This is a genomic window from Anaeromyxobacter oryzisoli (assembly GCF_022690765.1).
In the GTDB taxonomy this organism is placed as follows: Bacteria; Myxococcota; Myxococcia; order Myxococcales; family Anaeromyxobacteraceae; genus Anaeromyxobacter; species Anaeromyxobacter oryzisoli.
The window spans coordinates 1-2,764 of record NZ_JALCZA010000155.1 but is presented as its reverse complement, the minus strand read 5'-3'; the positions used below and the strand labels follow the sequence as shown (position 1 = coordinate 2,764).

4 protein-coding genes are annotated in these 2,764 nt (G+C 69.7%); all 4 read right to left on the bottom strand.

The genetic code is table 11. The annotated features are described in order from the left end of the window. Window positions 1-49: 49 nt before the first annotated feature. The 4 genes from MNZ27_RS23045 to MNZ27_RS23030 are packed head-to-tail and all read right to left on the bottom strand — an operon-like array spanning window position 50 to window position 2,705. Complete coding sequence (locus MNZ27_RS23045; RefSeq protein ID WP_242396407.1) at window positions 50-403, bottom strand: hypothetical protein; 354 nt, start codon at window positions 401-403, stop codon at window positions 50-52. Between the two features lie 31 nt (window positions 404-434). Continuing rightward, window positions 435-1,934 (bottom strand): IS66 family transposase, encoded by a 1,500-nt coding sequence (tnpC, locus tag MNZ27_RS23040; RefSeq protein ID WP_242396406.1) that lies wholly within the window; start codon window positions 1,932-1,934, stop codon window positions 435-437. A 31-nt stretch (window positions 1,935-1,965) separates the two neighbouring features. Further along, window positions 1,966-2,313 (bottom strand): IS66 family insertion sequence element accessory protein TnpB, encoded by a 348-nt coding sequence (gene tnpB / locus MNZ27_RS23035; RefSeq protein WP_308198024.1) that lies wholly within the window; start codon window positions 2,311-2,313, stop codon window positions 1,966-1,968. 23 nt (window positions 2,314-2,336) lie between these two features. Continuing rightward, complete coding sequence (locus MNZ27_RS23030; RefSeq protein ID WP_242396404.1) at window positions 2,337-2,705, bottom strand: hypothetical protein; 369 nt, start codon at window positions 2,703-2,705, stop codon at window positions 2,337-2,339. Window positions 2,706-2,764 lie beyond the last annotated feature (59 nt).

The following is a 2,764-nucleotide window of genomic DNA, read 5'->3' as shown; positions in this document are numbered from 1 at the left end:
GTAAGTCCTCGCCGCTCCCCGTGTTGACGCGAGCGCGCGTGGCGCAGGATCAGGGCTGAGAGACGACTGCTTCCGCCCACAGCGACGCTTCACCGTTGTCCCGGAACGTGAGCTTCCAGTCGCGCACAAGGCGGACGTCGTCGGCGTGGCGCTCCATTTTGCGCTCGACAAGCTGGGCGACGAGTGTCGCCATGACGGTGCACTGCGGCTCAGGAAGGCTGCGGCAGTGCGCGAGCGTCGCTTGGAATGCGGCAGGCTCACCGAGGCGGAGCGCGACGAGCGCGTTCCAGAGCGTGACGCCGAGCCCGATCGCATCCTCGCGCGCTTGTTGCGATGCGTGCCCGGAGAGTGCGCCGACGAGGGGCTCGGAGAAGTCGAGAAGAGCGGCGGAGATCTTGTCCACCGCGCGATCCTGCCACGCGGGGGTGACTGCGTCAGCCCCGGGCTGCCATCTCATGCGGGAGCGGGATGCGCTCGCCACGCAAGCCGGCGTGGGAAGCTGCGCGCAGGTAAGCGTGTGGGTCGACCCCTACGAGCTTCGCGCTCTCCACGAGCGAGTAGAAGACTGCGGCGACTTCGGTGCCACGGCGCGACTTCGATCCGTAGTGGTTCTTCCGCCCGACGACCACACCGCGAAGAGCACGCTCGCTCGCGTTGTTGTCGATAGGGATGCGCGGGTCCTCGAGGAAGCGCACGAGCCCGTTCCAGACGCCGCCCATGTACGCGATCGCCTTGCCGAGCGCACTCTGCGGTAGAGCGGGCGCCTCGAGCGCCCAGCGCTGAAGGCGGCGCACGGCCTCGCGCGATCGCTCGTTCCGGAGCTGGCGCCTCAGCTCGTCGCCGGGCGGCCCGGTCGGGCAGAGCTTCTCCACCGCGTAGAGCTCGCCGATCAGATCGACGGCGGTTGTCGCCTCGGCGAAAAAGGGCTCCGCCTCGACGAACTTACGCCGGACGTGCGCCCAGCAGTGCGCGACGACGAAGCCGTCACCCCTCTTCGCGAGGGCCTCGTAGGCGCCGTACCCGTCCGCCATGGCGATGCCGGCGAAGCCGCCGAGCACGTTCTTCGCGGCGTCCGTGCTCCGGCTGTCTTCAATGCGATAGACGACGGCATCCGGCGCGGCGAGCACCCAGACCTGCCAGTTCTTCGAGACTCCCGCATCCCGGCCCTTGCCGTCGAGCATGCGCCAGCGCGTCTCGTCGGCGCCGAGCACCGCCTGCGTGAGCACGTACGCGTGCAGCGACTCGTGCGCGCTTCCGAGCACGCGCGCGAGCCGCTCGATCTGGTCCCAGAGCGTCTGCGAGTCCACCGTGAGCCCCTCGCGCGCCATGATCCGTGCCTGGCGCTCGAGCGGTAGGTGGTCGAGATACTTCTGGATCGCGACCGCGATCGCGAAGTCGATCGAGTACCGGCCGCCCGCCATGAGCTTGAGCGGCCCGAGCGCCGTCTCGACGCATCCGCCACAGGCGCAGCGGTACTTCTTCCGCTTGTGCTTCTTCAGCACGAAGCGGCGCTCCACGACATCGATCTCCTCGGACTCCTCGTACTGCCCGGCCATCTCGGTGAGCGCGCCGCCGCATGCCGGGCACGCGCGGTCGGCCTCGTCGAGCTCATGGATCTGCTCGACGATTGCGAGCTCCTTCTGCTCGCGCGGCCCGTGTCCGGTCTGCGAGTCTTGCTTCTCCGGGGACGTCCTCGAGGACGAAGGCCGCTTCTCCGAGGACGTGCCGAAGAGCTTCTTGCGGGCGCCCGCAAGCTGCGCCTCGAGCCGAGCGATCTCGAGCTGCAGCTCGGCTGGATCGCGCCCCTCGGCGGTGAGGAGCCGGCGCGTGAGCTCGACGTTGCGATCGACGAGGCGCTTGTTCTCGCGCTCCAGGATGAGCGCGGCCTGCCGCACGATCTCGATGTCCTTTTCCTCGCCGAGTCGCAGCGCCACGTCGCCGGTTTCCCATGGCGCGAACCGCGCGTCAACTCGCCGGCGCGCCTGGCGCACGCAGCTCGAAAGGCGGCGGGCTCAGCGCGATCCTCCCGGCGAACTCGCTCCCCTCGAGCAGCAGCGTGAGCTCGCTCATCGTGAGCCGCGCGGTCTTGCCGTCCATACGCCACGGTGCGGTGAACCGGCCCGCCTCGAGACGCTTCGCGAAGACGCACAGCCCGGTCCCGTCCCAGTAGAGGACCTTGGCGCGCTTGCGATTCCGCGAGACGAAGAGGAAGAGGTCACCGCAGAGCGGGTCGCGTTTGAGTCCCTGGAGCACGAGCGCGGAGAGCGCGTCAAAGGACTTTCTCATGTCTGCCGGCTCGGCGAACGCGTGCACCGCGACCTGCCGCGTGGACCCGATCACGCGAGCCGCCGCAGCAGCTCCGCGAGCAACGCCACGTCGAGCCCCTCGATCCGTAGGCCGCCCGGCGCGTGCACCACGATGCGGGGCGCAGGAGAGACCTCCGGCGCGCCCTCCACCGCCATCGCCACGAACTTCGGCGTGCTCGACGGCCGGGGTGTGCTGGACCAGAGCTTGATCGATCGCTCCGGGATTCCAAGCTCCGCCGAAGTCGCCGCGAGCCCGCGCCCCGCCTTGCCGCGCTCGGCGGCATACGCGAGCACGTCTCGCTTCAGCGTCTCCGGGTACCGTCTCCCCTGGCCCCGCGTCCCCAGCGCGCGGACCTCCGCCCGGATCTGGGCCGCCGCCTTCGTCGTCTCCGTATCCATGCCCGCGAGCGTCGCGCTCGCGCGGCATCCCGTCACGACGGGCTACGGCGAGGACTTAC

What these genes read in the sequence shown, in the direction of transcription:
- MNZ27_RS23030 (WP_242396404.1), bottom strand. Translation starts at nt 2,705, where the DNA reads ATGGATACGGAGACGACGAAGGCGGCGGCCCAGATCCGGGCGGAGGTC.